Raw genomic sequence first — 20,457 nt, 5'->3', positions numbered from 1 at the left:
GAGGGTGCTGCCGTATTTTGGCAGTACCAGGTGCCATGTTCAACAGCATGTCGGCAACAAGAGGTATAGCCATGCTGAAACTACTCACCTTCTGCGGCGGTTTCGACGAACCCTCCAGCTCCCCCTTCTGCGTCAAGGCGATGATCCTTTTGGACATGGCGGGCGTCGATTGGGCGCCTGACTGGCGCGACATGCCCGGGCCGGACACCTGGGACAAGCTGCCCGCGCTCGAAGCCAGTGGCGCGCTTGTTCCCGACAGCACCTTCATTGCGCAGTGGCTGGAGGCTCAGGGCCACGACCTGCATCCCGGCCTGACCCCGCTACAGCGGGCGCAGTCCCATGCGATCCTGCGCATGGTCGAGGAAAACCTGCGCTACGGGCTGGTGCACGACCGCTGGCTGGACGAGGCCGCTTGGCCCGCGATGCTGGAACAAGTCTTTGGCGGGCTCCCGCCGCACCTGTTGGACGTTGTGCCCGCGCAGATCCGCGCTGGTATTCGCGAATTCCTGACGAAGCAGGGCATGGCAAATATCCCGGCAGACAAGCGGGCGCAGCGCCTGGACGCCGATCTCGACGCGCTCGAAGCGCTTCTGGCTGATAATTCGTGGCTGTTTGGCGACCGGCCCGTTCTGGCCGATGCGGCGGCCCTGCCGGTGCTCAGCATGATCGACCATCTGCCGCAGGCCTCGGCCCTGCGCGACAGCCTACGCGCCCGGCCCGCGCTGATGGCCTATGTCCAGCGGGGCAGGGCGCAATTGTACCCCAAGGTCACGTCTGCCGCCGCTGCCGCGTGACCTTCCGCTTCGTCTTGGCGTCCTTGGCCTTGGCCCGGGCCGCCTTGCGCTTGGGCGAGGCCCCGCGCTTGCCCTTGCCCGGCCCGCGATAAGGCCTGCGTCCACGCCCGCCGGGGGTGCTTTCGTATTCCTCGTCCTCAAGCTCCAGCAGCTCAAAGGCGATGCCTCCGGTGACGGGGGCCGCTTCCTTCAACTTGACCTTGGCGCGCATCCCCAGCGCGATCACGCGCCCGGTGTTCGACCCCATCAGCGTCCCGGCATCGCGGTCAAAGTGGAAATACTCGTTCCCGAGGGTCGAGATCGGCACCAGCCCGTCCGCCCCTGTCTCGTCCAGCTTCACGAAGATGCCGAACTTGGCGATCCCCGCCACGCGCCCCGTGAACTCTGCCCCGATCCGGTCCGACAGGAAGGCCGCAAGGTAGCGGTCCGTCGTGTCCCGCTCCGCCATCATCGACCGCCGCTCGGTGTCCGAGATATGCTGCGCGGTGTCCTCCAGCCTGTCGATATCCTCCGGCGACAGCCCGTCCTCGCCCCAGCCATGCGCCTTTATCAATGCGCGGTGCACGATCAGGTCGGAATACCGCCGGATGGGCGAGGTGAAATGCGCGTAATTCTGCAGCGCCAGCCCGAAATGGCCAAAGTTCTTCGGACTGTAATAGGCCTGCGTCATGGACCGCAGCGTCGCCATATTGATCAGCTCGTCATCCGCCGACCCCTCGGCCTGCCGCAGCAGCGCGTTCAGATGCTTGGTCTTCAACACCTGCCCCTTGGCCAGCGTGAACCCGGCGGCACTGGCCGTCTCGCGCAGGCTCTCCAGCTTGTCCTCGGCGGGCTCCTCGTGCACCCGGAACAGCAGCGGCGTCTTCTTGGCGATGAGCGTTTCGGCCGCGGCGACATTCGCCAGCACCATGAACTCTTCGATCAGACGGTGCGCATCCAACCGCTCGGCAAAGTCCACGGACAGCACCTTGCCCTCCTCGGACAGCACGATCTTGCGCTCCGGCAGGTCCAGCTCCAACGGCTGCCGCCGTTCCCGTGCCGATTTCAGCGCGGCATAGGCGGCGAACAGCGGTTTCAGCACCGGCTCGACCAAAAGCGCGGTTTTCTCGTTCGGGCGTCCGTCGACGGCCTCCTGCACCTCCCGGTAATTCAGCGAGCCGTCCGAATACATCAACCCGCGCACGAACCGATGCGACAGCTTGTTGCCCGCCGCGTCGATCACCATCCGAACCGCCAAACAGGCGCGCGGCACCGCCTCGTGCAGCGAACACAGATCGCCCGACAGACGGTCCGGCAACATCGGCACCACGCGGTCCGGGAAATAGGACGAATTCCCGCGCTTCCTCGCCTCGCGATCCAGCGCCGATCCCGGCGTCACGTAATGCGCCACATCGGCGATGGCGACCCACAGGACAAATCCGCCTTCGTTCTTCGGATCGTCGTCATGCTGCGCCAACACCGCGTCGTCGCGGTCGCGCGCATCCACCGGGTCGATGGTCACCAGGGGCAGGTCGCGCAGGTCCTCGCGCCCCGTCAGTCCGGCGGGCTTCATCGCGTCCGCCTCTTCCACCACCTTCGGCGGGAAATCATCCGGGATGCCATGCTGGTGAATGGCGATCAGCGACACCGCGCGCGGCTCCGACGGATCGCCCAGCCGCATCACGATGCGCGCCTTGGGCAGGCCCATGCGCCCCTTCGGCCCCGCCTGCTCCGCCTCCACCAATTCGCCGTCCTTCGCGCCGCCGGTGGCGTCCGGCATCACCAGCCACTCGCGATCCGACCCCTTGTCGATAGGCAGGATGCGCCCGCCCTCGGCAGTCTTGCGGAACAGGCCAACCACCTTCTGCGGGCTGACACCGATCTTGCGGATCAGCCGCGCCTCGTAGTTGTGGTCCTCTTCATGCACCACCTGCAACCGCGCCAAAATCCGGTCGCCCTCGCCCAAGGCCGGGTCCGACGGCTTCAACACCACCAGCACGACAGGCTCCACCCCCTCGCCATGCCACTCCAGCGGCAGCGCGAACAGGTCGCCGTTGTCGTCGGGGGCCTTCACCTGCAACACGCTGACGGGCGGCAGACGGTCGGGATCGCGGAAGGTCTTCTTCCGCTTTTCCAGATGCCCCTCGTCCTCCAGTTCGCGCAGGAGACGCTTGAGGTCGATGCGCGCGGCGCCCTTGATGCCAAAGGCCTTGGCAATGTCGCGCTTCGCAGTCAGGGTCGGGTGCTCGGAGATCCAGTCCAGGATGTCCTGCTTCGTCGGCATGGTGCTCATGCCCCTCAGGTAGCACGGCCCCATGACAACGTCATGAGCCTTTTCGCAGCCATGACCAGGCGCGCTGCGGTTCCCGCCTTCATCTTGATCGAAATACCGCGGGGTGAGCCCGAAGGGCGAGGGGCAGAGCCCCTCTTGCCCCCCGCTCACGCCTCCGCCACTCTCCGGGAAGGCAACAGGAGGCCGCCATGTCCAGCGATCCGTTCTTTCATCCCGTTTCGGGGTTCGACCTGCCGCGCTTTGCAGGGGTGCCGACGTTTATGCGCCTGCCACATGTGGACCCCGACCATCCCCGGTTTTCCGAGGTCGCGATCGGCCTCGTTGGCGTCCCGTGGGACAGCGGCACCACCAACCGGCCCGGCCCGCGGCATGGACCGCGCCAATTGCGCGATGCCTCTACCATGATCCGCGCGCAGCATCAGGCCACCGGGCAGCGCCCCTTCGAGACGGTGAATTGTGCGGACCTCGGTGATGTCGGGCCAAACCCGGCGGACATTCAGGACAGCATGGCCCGCATCACGGCCTTCTACGACAGGCTCAAGACCGCAGGCATCCGGCCCCTGACTGCGGGCGGAGACCATCTGACATCGCTGCCTGTCCTGCGCGCGTTGGCCAAGGACGGCCCGCTTGGTATGATCCACTTCGACAGCCACACTGACCTGTTTCACAGCTATTTCGGTGGCACCATGTACACCCATGGGACACCGTTCCGCCGTGCGGTGGAGGAAGGGTTGCTGGACCCGAAGCGCGTCGTACAGATCGGGATCCGCGGCACGATGTACGACAGCGAAGACCGTGATTTCGCCAAGGCCGTGGGCATCCGCATCATCGAGATCGAAGAATTCTTTGCCCGGGGCATTCCCGACGTGATGGCCGAGGCGCGCGATATTGCGGGCGATCATCCGACTTATGTTTCCTACGACATCGATTTTGTCGATCCGACATTCGCCCCCGGCACAGGGACGCCCGAAGTGGGCGGCCCGAACAGTTTCCAGGCTCTGCAGGTTTGTCGTGAACTGCACGGCCTGACAATCGTCGGCGCCGATCTGGTGGAGGTCTCGCCGCCCTTCGACGCCTCTGGAGGGACGGCGTTCCTAGGCGTGTCGATCATGTTCGAATTACTGTGCGCCATGATCGCGAACTGACGCGCGCGCGATTTCTCGTCGAGAAATCGGGGCCCTCAGTCTACCGGGCGGATCAGCTTGCGTTCCAGAACGCGCAGCACTGTCCTTAGGTCGTGGCCGCGTTTCAGCATTTGCCCTTCGGCTCCGATGACAGAATACTCGCCCTGTTTCGCCCGCAGTTTCGGGCGTTTCTCGATCCGGTACAGCGGGTTCTCGGCGGTGCGCCGGAAAACCGAGAACACCGCCACGTCGCGCAGCGAGGAAATCCCGTAGTCGCGCCATTCTCCGGCAGCGACCATGCGGCCATAGAGCGAGAGGATCACGTTCAGCTCGGTCCGGTGGAAGGCCGTGACCTCCTGCGGGTGTCCCTGCCCGGGAAAGGGGGTGAGGCTGTTCATACCCAAAGAGTTGCGCCTTCGCGTTCGCAAATCAAGAGGTTTGGCTCACGCATGGGCTCTCGCATTCGCATACTTGACCGTCCGGTCGGTTTTGTGCATCGTCTTGGGCAGGGAGGACACTGCCAATGACACCACAGGAACGCGCCGAGCGGTCCGCCGCGGCGATGTATGCCACCGACGCGGCCAGCCAGCATCTTGGCATCACTATCGACCAGATCGGCCCGGGGCGCGCGGTCCTGTCGATGCAGGTCCAGCCCCAGCACCTGAACGGGCACCGCATCTGCCACGGGGGGTATATCTTTACCCTTGCCGACACTGCCTTTGCCTTTGCCTGCAACAGCTACAACGCCGTGACCGTGGCGCAGGAGAACCAGATCACCTTCCTGTCTCCCGGTCAGCCTGACGAGCGTCTGACCGCCACCGCCGAAGAACGCGCCCGCCCGGGGCGCTCGGGTGTCTACGACGTCACCGTCACGGGCGCCGACGGCCGCACCGTCGCACTGATGCGCGGCCTGTCACGCACCATCAAGGGCACGCTCTTTAACGAGCCCGCAACCGTCTGATCCGAAGGATACCCGCGATGGAAGACCTCTCCCCCAAGCCCGGCGACCTCGAACACATCGAGACCGCCTCGCGCGATGAACTGGCCGCCCTGCAGCTGGAGCGGCTGAAGTGGTCCCTGCGCCACGCGTACAACAACGTGCCCCATTACAAGGCCAGCTTTGACGCCGCCGGGGTGCATCCGGACGACCTGACGTCGCTGTCGGACCTGGCGAAATTCCCCTTCACCGTTAAGACCGATCTGCGCGACAACTACCCCTTCGGCATGTTCGCCGTGCCGCGGGAGCAGGTGAAACGCATCCATGCGTCCTCGGGAACCACCGGGCAGCCGACCGTGGTGGGCTATACCGAGCGGGATTTGGACACCTGGGCCACGGTGGTGGCGCGGTCCCTGCGCGCGGCCGGTCTGCGCGCGGGCGACATCCTGCACAACGCCTACGGCTACGGGCTGTTCACCGGCGGCCTCGGCATCCACCTCGGCGCGGACAAGCTGGGTCTGACCACCGTGCCGATTTCGGGCGGGATGACCCAGCGCCAGGTGCGCCTGATCGAGGATTTTGGCGCAACCGGGATCACGGTGACGCCCTCCTACGCGCTGTCGATCATCGACGAATACGCGGCGCAGGGTCTGGACCCGCGCAAGTCGCCCCTGAAGGTCGGCATCTTTGGTGCCGAGCCCTGGACCAACGCCATGCGCCGCGAGATCGAGGACGCCTTCGACATGCACGCCGTCGATATCTACGGACTGTCCGAGGTCATGGGCCCGGGCGTCGCCAACGAATGCGTGGAGACCAAGGACGGGCTGCACATCTGGGAGGACCACTTCTACCCCGAGATCATTGACCCGAACAGCGGGGAGGTCCTGCCGGACGGCGAAATGGGCGAACTGGTTTTTACCTCGCTGACCAAGGAGGCCTTTCCGATCATCCGCTACCGCACGCGCGACCTGACGCGCCTGCTGCCGGGAACGGCGCGCACGATGCGGCGCATGGAAAAGATCACCGGGCGCAGCGACGACATGATCATCCTGCGCGGCGTCAATGTCTTCCCGACGCAGATCGAGGAACAGCTGATGACGGTGAAGGCGCTGGCGCCGCATTTCCAGCTGGAACTGAATCGCATCGAGCACAAGGACGAGATGCGCGTGCGCGTCGAATGCTTCCCGCATACGGCGGGCGAGGGGGCCGAAGCCTGCCGCGAACTGGCGCTGAAGATCAAGCAGGTGGTCGGCGTCTCGGTGAAGGTCGACCTGGCCGAGCCGGGTGGCGTCGCGCGGTCACAGGGCAAGGCGGTGCGCATCGTCGACAACCGCCCGATCCTGGGGGGCTGAGATGGCGCGCGGACTGGCCCACGACCACGCCGAGAAGCGCTGCGCCTTACGCAAGGGCGCAGCGGCCTACTTTGCGCAGAACGGCTTTGACCGGGCGTCCATGGCGGGGGCGGCCAAGGCCTGTGGCGTGTCCAAGGCCCTGATCTACCACTACTACGACAGCAAGGAGGCCCTGCTGTCCGACATTCTGCAAACCCATTACGAACACGTGGTCGGGCGTGCCGAATTGGCTGCACCGCAGGGGCTGCGCGCGCTGATGGCCGCGCTGCTCGAAGCGTTCGAGCACGCCGACGCCGAACACAAGCTGCAACTGGAATCTCTCCACACCCTGTCCGAGGAGCTGCAACAGCCGGTCCTGTCCCACCAGCGCACCCTTGTACGACTGATGTCCGGGGCGTTGCAGGCGCAGCGCCCCGACCTGACCGGCGACCGGCTGCGCGCCGCCACCATGACGGTCTTCGGCATCATCAACTGGGTGTACCAGTGGCACCGCCCCGGCAAAGGCCTGTCCCGCACCGAGTTCGCAGCCCTCGCGGCGGATTTTGCCGAAGGTGGTCTGAAGAACCTCTGAGCCTGCTTCGCCTCGGCGTTGCTCAGACGACTGGCGCGCAGCATCGGGGGAGGCGCTGCCTCCCCCAAACCCCCTCCGGAGATATTTGACCCAAGAAGAAGCAGAAACGCGCGCCTTGTGCTTCTTCTTGGTCCAAATACCTCCGGGGGTCCGGGGGCCGGCCCCCGGTCCGGCGGGTCGGACAGCCTTAGCGGTAGGCCTTTGGCACTGTCTGCGAAATCCGCGCGTCGATCTGGCTTTGCTTCCAGCCGGTGAGTTTCGCCAGCGTCTTGCCCTCGTCGCGCAGGCGTTTGCGGGTATCGCCGATGAAGTCCGCGATGCAGGCCTTTTCCTTGGCGCTGACGCTGTCGCCCAGGTCGAACTTGCCGACGAAGGGGCGCTGGATGACGAAGCGGCCCTGGAAATTCTCGCGGTTCGACGTTTCCCGGAACGCGATGTCCTGTTTCATCTGGCCCTGTTGGTACCGCGCATGCAGGCGGGTGACGTACATCTCCTCGACCATTTCCTCGTTGCCTTTCAGGCGGGTGACGCCCAGCTCGCGCAGTTCCTTGCCGTTCAGCGGATCGGCGGCGCAGGGGTCGCACCAGCCCATGTCCCAGGCGTATTCCAGCACGATGCCGCCCCCCTGCGGCGCGGCGCGGGCGAACATCGCCTTGTAGAAGGCGCCGAAGTTCTTCTCGACGAAGCCGGGAATGGTCAGGTTGGTCGGCAGCTCGACGGCCTTGTAGTTCGTGGGCTCGATGCGGCCCTTGCGCGACAGCATCAGCATCAGCACGTCCTGCGGTCCGTCGCCGTTCACCTTGCCCAGCTGGATCGGCAGCATGAAGTCCTTCGACTTGAACCGGATCTGCAACGGCTGCAGTTCCTGAGGACCATCGGCGTGGCGTTTGAGGTTCACGCGGGCGACGAAGAACTTCATCCCGCCCTTGATGTACTGTCCGAGGACCGCCGCCGCGCCATCGGGCAGCTTGTAGCCCTCCTGCGTGAGGAAGGTGGCGAGCCCGTCGGATTCCTTTGCCCCGAGGATCAGGATGTCGTAGCTGCCCACGGCGTATTTCGCCTCGATGCTGACGCCGAGCGACCTGGCGCGCTGGCGCTGGGTCGGCTGGGCACCGCGCGGGGCGGCCTCGACGACAACCACGGGTTCTTCAACCCACTGGGCCCCCTCGTAGTCGTCGTTGCACAAGGGCTCCCGGTCGAAATACTCCACCAGCCGCGGGGCCGAATAGTCGTCGAGATGCTGCACGGTCTTCGGGTCGACGGTCTGGATGCTGGGGCGGGGCAGCACGACGGGGGTCGGCACGATCATGGCGAAATCCTCTGCCGCGCCCTTGTAATCAGAGGCCATGGTGATGACCGAAAGGGTCCCCTCGCGGAAGTAGACCACGCGCGAGCCCTCGTTGAACAGGTCGCCATCCGCCTTGGCCACGTAGAACCCGCAAAAAGCCTGCGCCGTCACGCCCCAGACCGCCAAAACAACCGTCAAAATCGTGCGAACCATGCCCGCCCCCATGCCTGAAATGACCTGATCGCAGCCTATCCGGCCAAGCACCGCCTTCAACGGGGAAATACCGGACCATGCGCGAAGTTTCCGATGCGCTCCAAGGCCCCTGTCGCAAAAATCAAATGCGACCTTCTGGCCATGAAATCCGACTTGCTGCGGTGCCGCGACTCGATTAGATGCGGTCTCGGGACACCTCTCCCCAACGAGAGGCATCTATCTGGAAGGTTAGCAGATATGACGAATACGCCGTCCGCGCGGCCCGCAAACCCGCGCTTCTCCTCTGGCCCTTGCGCCAAGATCCCCACATTCTCCCTCGACAAGCTGAGCGACGCCGCATTGGGCCGCTCGCACCGCGCTGCCATCGGCAAGGAAAAGCTGAAAGCCGCCATCGAGGAGACCCGCGAGATCCTCGGCATCCCTGCCGACTACAAGATCGGCATCGTGCCCGCGTCCGACACCGGTGCCGTGGAAATGGCCATGTGGTCCCTGCTGGGCGCCCGCAAGGCGACCATGGTGGCCTGGGAAAGCTTCGGCTCCGGCTGGGTCAGCGACGTGGTCAAGCAGCTGAAGATCGACGCCGAAGTCAAGGAAGCCGGTTACGGCGAGATCGTGGATTTCGCCACCATCGACTTTGACACCGACGTGGTCTTCACCTGGAACGGCACCACCTCGGGCGTGCGCCTGCCCAACGGCGACGCGATCCCGGCGGACCGTGCGGGCCTGACCATCTGCGACGCGACCAGCGCCGCCTTTGCCATGGACCTGCCCTGGGACAAGCTCGACGTGACCACCTTCTCCTGGCAGAAGGTCATGGGCGGCGAAGCGGCGCACGGGATGCTGATCCTGTCGCCGCGCGCGGTCGAGCGCCTGGAAAGCTACACCCCCGCATGGCCGATGCCGAAGATCTTCCGCATGACCAAGGGCGGCAAGCTGATCGACGGCATCTTCAAGGGCGAGACGATCAACACCCCGTCGATGCTGGCGGTCGAGGATTACCTCGTGGCCCTCGCTTGGGCGAAGGAAATCGGCGGCCTGCCGAAGCTGATCGAACGGGCGACGACGAATGCCAAGGTCCTGTGGGACTTCTGCGATCGTCACGACTGGATCGACAACCTCGCCGTGGACCCGGCGACGCGCTCGAACACCTCCGTCTGCCTGAGGTTCACCGACGACCGGATCACCGACGGCGCGGCATTCGCCAAGGCCGTGGCCAAGAAGCTGGAAACGGCGAACGTGGCCTATGACATCGGTGCCTACCGCGATGCCCCTGCCGGCCTGCGCGTGTGGTGCGGCGCGACCATCGAGTCCGCCGACGTCGAGGCGCTGACCCTCTGGCTCAAGTGGGCCTTCGAGGCGACCGTCGCGGAACTCGAAGCGGCCTGAGCCCGCGCACGATTTTTCGATGAAAAATCGGGGTCCCGCGTGGGGCCCCACGATCCCCCTTTATTCTGAAGGACGCTCAAAATGGCTCCCAAGGTTCTCGTTTCCGACAAACTCTCCGAAACCGCCGTCCAGATCTTCCGCGATCGTGGCATCGACGTCGACTACCTGCCCGACGTGGGCAAGGACAAGGACAAGCTGGCCGAGATCATCGGCCAGTACGACGGTCTCGCCATCCGCTCGGCCACCAAGGTCACGCCCTCGCTGCTCGAGCACGCCACCAACCTCAAGGTCGTGGGCCGCGCCGGGATCGGCACCGACAACGTGGACAAGGAAGCCTCGTCCAAGAAAGGCGTGATCGTCATGAACACGCCCTTCGGCAACATGATCACCACCGCCGAGCATGCCATCGCCATGATGTTCGCAGTGGCCCGCCAGATCCCGGAGGCCTCTGCCTCGACCCACGCGGGCAAGTGGGAAAAGTCCAAGTTCATGGGCGTCGAACTTACCGGCAAGACCCTTGGCGTCATCGGCGCGGGCAACATCGGTGGCATCGTCTGTGACCGCGCCCGTGGCCTGAAGATGAAGGTCGTGGCCTACGATCCCTTCCTGTCCGAGGAAAAGGCCGAGAAGATGCAGGTCGAGAAGGTCGAGCTGGAAGAGCTGCTGACCCGCGCCGACTTCATCACGCTGCACGTGCCGCTGACCGATGGCACGCGCAACATCCTGTCGCGCGAGAACCTCGAGAAGACCAAGAAGGGCGTGCGTATCATCAACTGCGCCCGTGGCGGCCTGGTGGACGAGGAAGCGCTGGCCGACCTGCTCAAATCCGGCCATGTCGCTGGCGCGGCCTTCGACGTCTTCGCCGTGGAACCGGCCACCGAGAACCCGCTGTTCAACCTGCCGAACGTTGTCTGTACCCCGCACCTGGGCGCATCGACCACCGAAGCGCAGGAAAACGTCGCCCTGCAAGTGGCCGAGCAGATGGCGGATTACCTGCTGACCGGCGCCGTGACCAACGCGCTGAACATGCCCTCCGTCACCGCCGAAGAGGCCAAGGTCATGGGGCCGTGGATCAACCTCGCCGGTCACTTGGGCAACTTCATCGGCCAGATGTCCGACGAGGAGCCGATCAAGGCGATCAACATCCTGTACGATGGCGAAGCCTCGACCATGAACCTGCAGGCGCTGAACTGCTCGCTGATCGCTGGCATCATGAAGTCGGTGAACCCGGACGTGAACATGGTCTCGGCCCCGCTGATCGCCAAGGATCGCGGCATCAAGATCGCCACCACCAACCAAGCGCAGTCCGGGGCCTTTGAAGGCTTCATCAAGGTGACCGTGGTCACCGAGTCCAAGGAGCGGTCCATCGCGGGCACCGTGTTCTCGGATGGCAAGCCGCGCTTCATCCAGATCAAGGGCATCAACATCGACGCCGAAGTGGGCCGCCACATGGTCTACACCACCAACGAAGACGTGCCGGGCATCATCGGTACGCTGGGCACCACCTGCGGGTCGAACGGCGTGAACATCGCGAACTTTACCCTCGGTCGTGCGGCGGCCAAGGGCGAGGCCATCGCGCTTCTGTACATCGACGAGCCGATGCCCGCGAAGGCCATTGCCGACCTCAAGGCGACCGGCCTGTTCAAGCAGATCAAGCCGCTGGAATTCGACGTGGCCTGAGCTTTGCTCTGACATGAGACATTTGAATGGGCGGTCCTTCGGGGCCGCCCGTTTCGCATGGGCCACGCGGTTGACCCCGCCGGGTGGCGGGCCTAGCTGTTGCCCCCAAGACAGGGCAGAGGCAGGACAGGAGCGCAGGTCATGAGTGAACGGATTTACGCGGTGGGCGACATCCACGGGCAGCGCGAGATGCTGGACGCGGCCCTAAAGCGGATCGACAACGACGGCGGGGGCGATGCGCGTATCGTCTTTCTGGGCGACTATGTTGACCGCGGGCCGGACTCCGCCGGGGTCATCGGCAGGCTGGCCGATGGGCTGGCCGGGGGTCGCAACTGGGTCTGCCTGAAGGGCAACCATGATCGCCTGTTCGAATGGTTCGTTGCCCCGCCCAAGCCGCGCAACGACCCGCACCTGATCATCGGCTACGACTGGACCCACCCCAACATCGGCGGGCGCGAGACCATGGCGTCTTACGGCGTCGAGGTGCCGGACCGCATCCGCTCCGAGCACCTGGCCGATCAGTTGCGGGCGGCCGTCCCTGCCGATCACTTGGCGTTCTTGCAGGGGCTTGCGATCAATCACCGCGAGGCGGGCAAGTTCTTTGTCCATGCGGGCGTGCGTCCGGGGGTTGCGCTGGAGGCGCAGGCCGAGGACGACATGGTGTGGATCCGGCAGGAATTCCTGGAGGACGACACTGACCATGGGGCGTTCGTCGTTCATGGCCATTCGCCGGTTGACGCGCCGGACCTGCGCGCCAACCGGCTGAACCTGGACACCGGGGCCGGTTATGGGCGTCCGCTGACGGTGGCGGTGTTCGAGGGCGAAACGATCTTCGCCCTCGAAACGTCAGGCCGCGTCCGCCTGCGCTGACTCCTTCGCCACCTCCGGGCCGGGGGTGGGGCTGAGCGCCACCCAGGCCTGATACTGCGACAGGAACAACTGCCCGCTCAGTTCGTCGAGGAAATGCGAGCGTTTCAGGCGGTCGGTCACGGGGCCCTTGACCTCGGACATGTGCAGCTTGATGCCCATTTCCGACAGGCGCTTGTTCAGCTCTTCCAGCGTTTCCAGCGCCGACATGTCGATCTCGTTCACGGCGGGGCAGTTCAGCACCACGTCGGTGATCGGCTCGTCACAGGTCACCCGCTTCAGCACGTAATCCTCAAGGAAGCGCGCATTGGCGAAATACAGGCTCTCGTCCACGCGCAGGGTGATCAGGTGCGGCTTGGTCTCGACCTCATGGCGCAGGATGTTGCGGAAGTGCTGCGTGCCCGGCACCAGACCGATCTCTGCCACATGCGGGCGCGAGGTCTTGTAGAGGTGCAGACCGATGGAGATCAGCACACCCGCCGACACGCCGACCTCGACCCCAAGGCTAAGCGTCAGGAAGATTGTCGCGGCCACGGCGGCGAAATCCACGCGCGAGTAGCCCCATGCCTTGGACAGGATCGACAGGTCCACAAGGGACAGCACGGCCACGATGATCGTCGCGGCCAGCGTGGCGATGGGGAGGAAGTACAGCAGCGGCGTCAGCAGCAGCGCGGCGATCCCGATGCCGACGGCGGTATAGGCCCCGGCGGCGGGCGTTTCGGCCCCGGCGTCGAAGTTCACCACCGAGCGGGCAAAGCCCCCGGTCACCGGATAGCCGCCCGTCAGCGCCGAGCCGATGTTCGACGCACCGAGGCCGATCAGTTCCTGATCCGGGACGATGCGCTGGCGCTTCTTCGCGGCCAGCGTCTGTGCCACCGAGACGGATTCCACGAAACCGATGATGGAAATCAGGATGGCGGGCAGCAGCAGTTGCCCCCAGAGCGTCCCGTTCAGCGACGGCATGGTGATCGGCGGCAGGCCCATGGGCACCTCGCCCACGATCTTGACGCCCTTGTCATGCAGGCCGAACGCCCATGTGACGAGGATCGTCACCGCGACGGCGGCCACCGGCCCCGCCTTGGCGGCGATATCGGCCATGCGCGGCTTCATCCCCGTGGAAATCAGCAGCGGTTTCAGCCCCTTGCGCACCCAGAACAGGAAGCCGGTCACGGTCAGGCCGATGGCCATGGTGATGACGTTGGCCTTGTCCTGGTTGAGGATCAGCGACTCGATCGTTTCGATCAGGTTGTGACCGCCCGCCGGGATACCAAAGATGTGCTTCAGCTGAGAGGTTGCGATCAGGATGCCCGACGCAGTGATGAAGCCCGCGATTACGGGGTGCGACAGGAAGTTCGCGACGAAACCGAGGCGGAACAGACCCATCACCAGCAGGAACGCGCCCGAGATGAAGGCAAGCGTCCCGGCGGCCACGGCAATCTCCATCGGGTCGGTCAGGCCGAGGTTGCCGATGGCGGCAGCGGTCATCAGGGACACCACGGCCACCGGACCCACGGCCAGCGCCCGCGAGGTGCCAAAGATCGCATAGGCGAACAGCGGCGCGATGGAGGCATAAAGCCCCATCTCGGCAGGCAGACCCGCCAGCAGCGCATAGGCCAGCGATTGCGGGATCAGCATGATCGTGACGATCACGGCGGCAACGAGGTCCGACGTCGCCTGATCGCGGTCGTAGGTGCGGCCCCATTGGAGGATGGGCATGTATTGGGTGAAGGTCCTTGCGGACAGCGTGGGAAGCTTCATGGGCTTATCCTGCGGAAGGGAGTCGGCGCGGCGCCGGTTGCTGCTCTATATATTCTATAAATCGAATTTGAAAGGGCCGAAATGCAGCTTTCCCGGAGCATCTTTGCTACATTGAAGTGAAAAGGGCCGGGGGATTGCCCCGACCCTTCGTCATTACTTGGCCGTAACGGTTTCGGGACGTGCCATCCATTCGCGGCCCCGCAACATGGCCTTCCAGTAGATCGGCGGCAGGATCTGCTCCTTCAGCAGCCATGCGGCGCGGGTCGGTTTCGTGCCGTCGATGAACCACTTCGGGAAGGACGGGAGCAGCGCGCCGCCGTAGCCGAATTCCGCCAGCACGATCTTGCCGCGCTCGACCGTCAGCGGGCAGGAGCCATAACCGTTGTAAACCGCCTGCGGGTTCTTGCCCGCGATGTCGGCGGCGACATTCTCGGCCACGACAGGCGCCTGCATCCGGGCGGCAGCGGCGGTTTTCGCGTTCGGGGCGTTCATCACGTCACCGAGGCTCCAGACGTTGTCGTAGGTCTTATGGCGCAGCGTCGACTGGTCCACGTCGACCCATCCGGCGGCATCGGCCAAGGGCGAGACACGGATGAAATCCGGCGCGGTCTGCGGCGGGCAGACGTGCATCATGTCAAACTCCACCGTCACCTCGGTCGCCTCGGTATCCGGTTTCGCCACCTTGAAGGTCGCGGTCTTCGCCGGGCCGTCCACGCGGATGAGGTTGTGGAAGAAGTTCAGGTGGGCGTTGTACTTCTCGATGTATTCCATCAGCGCCGGGACGTAGTCCTTCACCCCGAACAGCACGCCGCCCGCGTTCATGAAGTTGATGTCGATGTTGTTCAGCACCCCCTCGCGATGCCAATGGTCCGACGACAGATACAGCGCCTTTTGCGGCGCGCCGGCGCATTTGATCGGCATCGGCGGTTGGGTAAAGATCGCGCGCCCCTTGCGCAGGCCCTTCACCAGCTCCCAGGTGTAAGGTGCAAGGTCATAACGATAATTCGACGTGACGCCGTTCTTGCCCAACGTGTCGACCAGCCCCTCGATGCCATTCCAGTCCAGCTTCAGCCCCGGGCAGACGATCAGGCGGTCGTATTTCACCACGCGGCAGCCGTCGAGGATCACCGCGTTGTTCTGCGGTTCAAAGGCCGCGACGGCGGATTTGATCCAGTGCACGTCCTTGGGGATCAGCGAGCCCATGGTGCGCGCGGTGGTTTCCGCCTCGAAGACGCCGCCGCCGACCATGGTCCAGCCCGGCTGGTAATAATGCACGTCCGCCGGGTCGATGATGGCGATGTTGAGGTTCGCCGCCCGCGTCTGCAACGACGATGCCACGGAAATCCCCGCCGCCCCGCCGCCAACGATCACCACGTCGAACCTGGCATCGCCCTCGTCCGTCGGGGTCTTGCCGCCGTTGACGATGCGGCGCACGACGCCCGCCATGTCATAGCCCGCCGCCTTGGTCGCGGCGAGGATATCCGAGGTCGGCAGCGTCTTGGCCTGGCTCAGCGACCACAGAGTGGCCGAGCGCGTCCCGGTGCGGCAATAGGCGAACATCGGGCCGGGCAGCGCCTTCATCGTCTTGCCGAACTCCTCGGCGGCCTCGTCGGTCACCTTGCCCGAGACGATCGGCAGGTAGGCGGTTTGCAGCCCCAGCGCCTGCGCCGCGGCCGAGATCTCGTCGAAGGTCGGCTGATCCGCGCCCTCGCCATCGGGACGGTTGCACATGATCGAGCGATAGCCCGCATCCGCAATCTCCTTGAGGTGCTCGACCGTGATCTGCGGCGAGACGGTGATGTCATCATTGATCTTGCGGAATTCCATACGCGTGCTCCTCCACTACCGGGAATCATGTCCACGGTCGTATACATTCATATTGATGAATGAGATATGAGACATCCTGTCAAGCTTTGCGAGGGTTTACGCGCAATTTCTTAACGAAATCGACCGTCGTGAGGGTCACAAACGCAAAAGGGCAGGCCAAGGCCCGCCCTTTCGTCTCGAATGCGATACAAACCCGTCAGGCCGCCGCAAGGCCCTTTTCCAGCGCCGAAAGGATCGTGCCGATCTCGGCCTCGGTCACCGTCAGCGGCGGGGACATCAGCAGGTTGTGGCCCGACATGCGCACCATCGCGCCGTTCTGGTAGGTGGTTTCAAAGATCCGTTTTACCGTGGCGGCGTCCAGCGGCGTCTTCTTCGCCCGGTCGTCCACCAGCTCGAGCCCCGTCATCAGGCCATGCCCACCACGCACATCGCCGATCACGTCGTACTTGGCCGACAGCGCGCGGATGCCGTCGAACAGTTGCGTGCCACGCGCGGCGGCGTTGTCTTTGGTGTTCAGGCGAAGCGTCTCGGCGAGCGTCGCGATGACCGCAGCCGCGCCCACCGGATGCGCCGAGTAGGTGTAGCCGTGCGAAATCGTGCCATCGGCCACTTTCGACGTCTCGAACACTTCGGCCACCTTGCCAGAGATCAGCGCCGCCCCCACTGGGAAATAGCCGCTGGTGATGCCCTTGGCGGTGCTCATCATGTCGGGCTTCACGCCCCAATGCCGCGCGCCGGACCAGTCGCCCGTACGGCCGAAGCCGGTGATGACCTCGTCGGAAATCAGCAGGATGCCGTGACGATCACAGATCTCGCGCATCAGGGGCATGAAGCTCTCGTCCGGGACGATCACGCCGCCCGCGCCGAGGATCGGCTCCATGATCAGCGCGGCGATGGTCTCCGCCCCCTGAAAGGCGATCTCGTCCTCGAAGGCCTGCGCGATCAGCTGCGCCAGCTGCGCCGGAGAGGTTTCGTTGAACGGGTTGCGGTACAGGTAAGGCGCGGGCAGGTGGAAGCAGCCCGGCAGCAGCGGTTCATAGTTGATGCGGAAGCGGTTGTTGCCGTTGACCGACGCCCCGCCGAAATGCGTGCCGTGGTAGCCCTTCTTCAAGGAAATGAACTTCGTCCGCGTCGGCTCGCCCCGCAGGCGGTGATACTGGCGCGCCAGCCGCAGGCAGGTTTCCACCGAATCCGACCCGCCGGAGGTAAAGAACACCCGCTCGATCCCGTCCTCGGCAAAGAAGTCGCGCACGGCATAGGCCGCCTCGATCGCGGGCGGATTGGTCGTCCCGGCGAAGGCCGAGTAATAGGGTAGCTCGAACAGCTGGTCGGCGATGGCCTGTTTCACCACGTCGTTGGAATAGCCAAGGTTCACGCACCACAGCCCGCCGACGCCGTCCACGACCGTGTGCCCGTCGATGTCGGTGATGGTGCTGCCCTGCGCCTTGGTGATCACCTTGGGCGGATGCGCCATCTGGTCCCCGGGGTGGGCCATCGGGTGCCACAGCTGGCGGGCATTGTTTTCCTTGAGAAAGTTTTCGTCCTTCATGGCGCGACTCTTTGGTAGGCTATGGAAATTTGATCAAATCTGACAGCGGCGCGTGTCCCTGTCCAGCCCGGGAACGGTGAGGAATGGTGTTATTCCGACAAACCCGGCATGATTGCCGTGATTTGCAGTGAAGTATTGGGGGATGATGGCATGTGGCGTTTTCTTTTGGCCCTGATCTGGGCGACCAGCACGGCGGCGGAGCCCGCACAATTGCACATCGCCGGCGAGGTCGCGCCCGCCTACGCCGACATCGACCTGTCCGTGATGCAGGGATACGTGCAGGAGCGGATCACCCACATCACCTTTCACCACGAAGGGTTCGCCGGAGCGGACGCCGACCTGTTCCGGCGTGCCTCGGCGGCGCGGGCAAAGCAGACGATCGACCAGCGCCTGCGCAACATCCACCATGACCACGCCGCGAACGCCGGGCTGGGGATGATCGCCTATCACTACGCGGTGGACGCCAAGGGGCAGATCGGCAACGGGCGGCCCGTGCGCTATGCTCCGGCGACCAAGAGCACTGTGAAGGGCGGCACGGCCAAGGCCGACTTCACTGGGCATTTCGCCGTGCTGGCGCTGGGCGACTTCAACCACGAGCACCTGACCGACGCCGCCCGCCTGTCCTACATCCGGGTCATGTCAGAGGCACAGCGCGCCTACCGCGTGCCGACGGCGAACATCCTGCCCCACATGCACCACGCCAGTACCTCCTGCCCCGGTACGCACATCATGGAGGAGGCCGACACGCTGCCCCGGCGCGTGCTGGTCTACAGCCTGCAGACCGAACTGGCCGCGCGGGGCTGCGGCGACCTGCAGCCCGATGGAACTTGGGGAAAGGCCTCGGCCCGCGCCCTCGCGCGTCTGAACCGCAGCGGGGGTGTGAGTGCCGCGCAACCGGGCGACGCCGCGCTGTTCGGCATGCTCGACAACCCCGGATTGCAGTGTAGATAACCCTTCCAGGCTTAGCGTTGAAACGGCTTGCTCGCCCGATTTCACGTTGCGACAAAAGGGGGCTGCCGGTATTCTGGAAACCTCAGGTTTCCACCCGCTGCGTGCGGGTCGCGGTGATCGGCGGGTTTTGCCGGATGGACTGCAAGCGTCGCAGCAGGGCAGGGAGATCACGACCTACATGAGCGATCCGCGCAAGGACATGCAGCTGCTGTATGACGTCGAATATGGCGTGCAGCGGGAACTGGTGATGCGTCTTGTCGGGGTCTGCATCGGGGCGGGCCTCATTCACCTCTACGAGGGCTGGTATTCGCCTTTCGTCTGGTGCGCTGGTTACCTGCTGACCCACGCCGTTCACTATCGCTACGTCACCACCCACATGGAACGCACGACGCGCCGCGATCTGGTCGTGGCAGGGAGCCTGTACCTGCTGGTGGTGGTGGCCTTCCTGTGGCTGCCTGCCTACTTCGCCACTCAACACGACCCGGTCATGATCTATATTGGCGGGGTGCTCATGACTTCGACCATGATCTACCAGATCCGGCGCGCGGACCGGATCCTTTGGCTGAACTGGGCGCAGATCCTGATCTTTGCGGCGCTCGTGACCACGATCCTTATCAGCCACATGGACCACTTCAATGGCATGTTGGCCAAAGTGGGCGCCGTCTTGGTGACCTTCGCTGCCTTCGTCTACATCATCCTCGCGATGTTGTACGCCCGGTCCTCACGGCTGGCGATGGAAGAGGCCGCCGAACGGCTCGCACAGGATCAGAAGATGTCGGCCATCGGGCGGCTTGCGGGTGGCGTGGCGCATGATTTCAACAACATGCTGACCGTGGTGAAGGGCAACCTCGAGCTTTATCACCTGATGGACGATCCCGCCGAACGCGATGCCGCCGTGGCCGAGGCGCAGCTGGCGGCACAGCGCGCCGAAGAGGTCGTCCAGCATCTCATGGTCTATGCCCGCAAGGCACCCACGCGGGTGCGGGATCTGGATGCAAACGAGGCAGTGGCATCGGTGATGACCCTCACGCGCACGATGATACCCGCGCGGATCGCGCGTGATTTCGCCCCCTGCGCCGGGCGGGTGCCCATCTCTGTCGATGAAGGCCAACTGACGACAGCCCTGCTGAACATTGTCAAGAACGCGGTGGACGCCATGCCGGAGGCTGGGAAATTGCGCATATCCACGGCCGTTGAAACGCTGACCGCCCCTTTGTCCCTGCACGGCCATGTCCTGCCGGAAGGCACCTACGCCACGGTCACCGTCAGCGACACGGGAACCGGCATCCCCGAACCCAACCTGTCGCGCGTGGCCGAGCCGTTCTTCACCACCAAGCCGCCCGGGCAGGGCACCGGCCTTGGGCTGTCGATGGTGGCGGGCTTCGTGCAGGGCGCGGGCGGCGGGCTGCGCATCGTCACTTCGGCCAAAGGGACCGCCGTATCGCTGCTGTTTCCGGCGCCCGCGCTGGAACCGGCAAAAACCGGCGGGCGGCGGCGTTACCGGCTGGACGCGGGCACCGTTGTAACCGTGGAAAACGCCTGACAAAACCTGGACATGTAGCCGGACATGGTCCCCCGCACCCGGCGGGCCCTGCCAAATGAAAAACGCCGCCCCGTGGGGCGGCGTTTCCGTGAACCCTTGAGGGTTCGAATGGATCAGAAGCCGAGGCCTTCGTACTTCTTCTTGAACTTGGACACGCGGCCGCCCTGGTCGAGCATCCGGCCCGTGCCGCCGGTCCATGCCGGGTGCGCGGTCGGGTCGATATCGAGGACGAGCGTGTCGCCTTCCTTGCCCCAAGTGGTGCGGGTCTGGAACTCGGAACCGTCGGTCATGCGAACGGTGACGAGGTGGTAATCGGGGTGCAGATCCTTTTTCATCTCGTCAGTT

Annotated in this window: 17 protein-coding genes; 10 read left to right on the top strand and 7 right to left on the bottom strand. The window is 64.7% G+C overall.

Features of this window, described 5'->3' with window-relative positions:
* The first annotated feature begins 71 nt into the window (after positions 1–71).
* Positions 72–794, top strand: coding sequence for a glutathione S-transferase family protein (locus ACP16H_RS11250; protein ID WP_425072386.1), 723 nt, complete (start codon positions 72–74; stop codon positions 792–794).
* On the opposite strand, the gene rnr is transcribed toward ACP16H_RS11250, so the two are convergent.
* Positions 769–3,066 (bottom strand): ribonuclease R, encoded by a 2,298-nt coding sequence (rnr, locus tag ACP16H_RS11245; RefSeq protein ID WP_425072385.1) that lies wholly within the window; start codon positions 3,064–3,066, stop codon positions 769–771. The genes ACP16H_RS11250 and rnr overlap by 26 nt on opposite strands.
* 188 nt (positions 3,067–3,254) lie before the next feature.
* Between rnr and speB the strand changes: the two genes are divergently transcribed.
* Positions 3,255–4,211, top strand: coding sequence for an agmatinase (speB, locus tag ACP16H_RS11240; protein ID WP_425072384.1), 957 nt, complete (start codon positions 3,255–3,257; stop codon positions 4,209–4,211).
* 35 nt (positions 4,212–4,246) lie between these two features.
* Here the strand turns inward: speB and ACP16H_RS11235 are convergent, their stop codons facing one another.
* Positions 4,247–4,588, bottom strand: a complete 342-nt coding sequence (locus tag ACP16H_RS11235) for a DUF2794 domain-containing protein (RefSeq protein ID WP_425072383.1) — start codon at positions 4,586–4,588, stop codon at positions 4,247–4,249.
* Positions 4,589–4,713: 125 nt separating this feature from the next.
* On the opposite strand from ACP16H_RS11235, the gene paaI reads away from it, so the two are divergent.
* The 3 genes from paaI to ACP16H_RS11220 are packed head-to-tail and all read left to right on the top strand — an operon-like array spanning position 4,714 to position 7,050.
* Entirely contained in the window at positions 4,714–5,151 is a 438-nt protein-coding gene (paaI, locus tag ACP16H_RS11230) for a hydroxyphenylacetyl-CoA thioesterase PaaI (RefSeq protein WP_425072382.1), read from the top strand.
* A gap of 17 nt (positions 5,152–5,168) precedes the next feature.
* Positions 5,169–6,479 (top strand): phenylacetate--CoA ligase PaaK, encoded by a 1,311-nt coding sequence (gene paaK / locus ACP16H_RS11225; RefSeq protein WP_425072381.1) that lies wholly within the window; start codon positions 5,169–5,171, stop codon positions 6,477–6,479.
* A 1-nt stretch (position 6,480) separates the two neighbouring features.
* Positions 6,481–7,050: a TetR family transcriptional regulator gene (locus ACP16H_RS11220; RefSeq protein WP_425072380.1), complete on the top strand. Its 570-nt coding sequence runs from the start codon at positions 6,481–6,483 to the stop codon at positions 7,048–7,050.
* A 187-nt stretch (positions 7,051–7,237) separates the two neighbouring features.
* On the opposite strand, the gene ACP16H_RS11215 is transcribed toward ACP16H_RS11220, so the two are convergent.
* Complete coding sequence (locus ACP16H_RS11215; RefSeq protein WP_425072379.1) at positions 7,238–8,551, bottom strand: DUF2330 domain-containing protein; 1,314 nt, start codon at positions 8,549–8,551, stop codon at positions 7,238–7,240.
* Between the two features lie 237 nt (positions 8,552–8,788).
* On the opposite strand from ACP16H_RS11215, the gene ACP16H_RS11210 reads away from it, so the two are divergent.
* The 3 genes from ACP16H_RS11210 (at position 8,789) to ACP16H_RS11200 (ending at position 12,487) form a co-directional block, all read left to right on the top strand.
* The gene (locus tag ACP16H_RS11210; RefSeq protein ID WP_425072378.1) at positions 8,789–9,937 is read left to right on the top strand and encodes a phosphoserine transaminase; all 1,149 of its coding nucleotides are present in this window, start codon (positions 8,789–8,791) and stop codon (positions 9,935–9,937) included.
* 81 nt (positions 9,938–10,018) lie between these two features.
* Complete coding sequence (gene serA, locus ACP16H_RS11205) at positions 10,019–11,617, top strand: phosphoglycerate dehydrogenase (protein ID WP_425072377.1); 1,599 nt, start codon at positions 10,019–10,021, stop codon at positions 11,615–11,617.
* A 141-nt stretch (positions 11,618–11,758) separates the two neighbouring features.
* Positions 11,759–12,487: a metallophosphoesterase gene (locus ACP16H_RS11200; RefSeq protein WP_425072376.1), complete on the top strand. Its 729-nt coding sequence runs from the start codon at positions 11,759–11,761 to the stop codon at positions 12,485–12,487.
* Here the strand turns inward: ACP16H_RS11200 and ACP16H_RS11195 are convergent.
* The 3 genes from ACP16H_RS11195 to ACP16H_RS11185 form a co-directional block, all read right to left on the bottom strand.
* Positions 12,464–14,242, bottom strand: coding sequence for a SulP family inorganic anion transporter (locus ACP16H_RS11195; RefSeq protein ID WP_425072375.1), 1,779 nt, complete (start codon positions 14,240–14,242; stop codon positions 12,464–12,466). The genes ACP16H_RS11200 and ACP16H_RS11195 overlap by 24 nt on opposite strands.
* A 153-nt stretch (positions 14,243–14,395) precedes the next feature.
* Positions 14,396–16,069, bottom strand: coding sequence for a TIGR01244 family sulfur transferase (locus ACP16H_RS11190; RefSeq protein ID WP_425072374.1), 1,674 nt, complete (start codon positions 16,067–16,069; stop codon positions 14,396–14,398).
* A gap of 196 nt (positions 16,070–16,265) precedes the next feature.
* Complete coding sequence (locus ACP16H_RS11185) at positions 16,266–17,618, bottom strand: aminotransferase class III-fold pyridoxal phosphate-dependent enzyme (RefSeq protein ID WP_425072373.1); 1,353 nt, start codon at positions 17,616–17,618, stop codon at positions 16,266–16,268.
* Between the two features lie 150 nt (positions 17,619–17,768).
* Between ACP16H_RS11185 and ACP16H_RS11180 the strand changes: the two genes are divergently transcribed.
* Positions 17,769–18,569, top strand: coding sequence for a hypothetical protein (locus tag ACP16H_RS11180; RefSeq protein WP_425072372.1), 801 nt, complete (start codon positions 17,769–17,771; stop codon positions 18,567–18,569).
* Positions 18,570–18,747: 178 nt separating this feature from the next.
* Positions 18,748–20,112: a sensor histidine kinase gene (locus ACP16H_RS11175; protein ID WP_425072371.1), complete on the top strand. Its 1,365-nt coding sequence runs from the start codon at positions 18,748–18,750 to the stop codon at positions 20,110–20,112.
* Positions 20,113–20,225: 113 nt separating this feature from the next.
* Here ACP16H_RS11175 and rpmE read toward each other — a convergent pair whose 3' ends face one another.
* Complete coding sequence (gene rpmE, locus ACP16H_RS11170) at positions 20,226–20,447, bottom strand: 50S ribosomal protein L31 (RefSeq protein WP_425072370.1); 222 nt, start codon at positions 20,445–20,447, stop codon at positions 20,226–20,228.
* Between the last annotated feature and the right edge of the window lie 10 nt (positions 20,448–20,457).

The organism is Sagittula sp. S175 (genome assembly GCF_049800975.1).
In the GTDB taxonomy this organism is placed as follows: domain Bacteria; phylum Pseudomonadota; class Alphaproteobacteria; order Rhodobacterales; family Rhodobacteraceae; genus Sagittula.
The sequence above is the reverse complement of the archived record's forward strand: the minus strand, read 5'-3'. Positions and strand labels throughout refer to the sequence as shown.